Below are 404 nucleotides of genomic sequence, written 5' to 3'. Positions count from 1 at the left end.
TGGTCCATCTGCGCGATCGCCTGGTTCACCTGCTCGATGCCCGTGCTCTGCTCCTGGCTCGCCGCGGTGATCTCGCCGATGATGTCGGTCACGCGCCGGACGCTGCCGACGATCTCTTCCATCGTCTTGCCGGCCTCGCCCACGAGTGCACTGCCCCGGTCGACCTTGCCGACCGAGTCGTCGATCAGGCCCTTGATCTCCTTGGCCGCCGCGCCCGAGCGCTGCGCCAGGCTGCGCACTTCCGAGGCCACCACGGCGAAGCCGCGGCCCTGTTCGCCTGCACGTGCCGCTTCGACCGCCGCATTGAGCGCCAGGATGTTGGTCTGAAACGCAATCCCGTCGATCACGCCGATGATGTCGACGATCTTGCGCGACGAGGCATTGATCGAGGCCATGGTGTCGAC

At 66.8% G+C, this 404-nt stretch carries 1 protein-coding gene; it reads right to left on the bottom strand.

All coding sequences use genetic code 11. The features are described from left to right. Positions 1–404 (bottom strand): methyl-accepting chemotaxis protein (locus tag AC3A6G_RS27435; protein ID WP_487875102.1); only part of this gene is annotated, 404 nt, incomplete at both ends.

The sequence above is a fragment of the Variovorax sp. Soil_C_26 genome, from assembly GCF_057657075.1.
The sequence above is the reverse complement of the archived record's forward strand: the minus strand, read 5'-3'. Positions and strand labels throughout refer to the sequence as shown.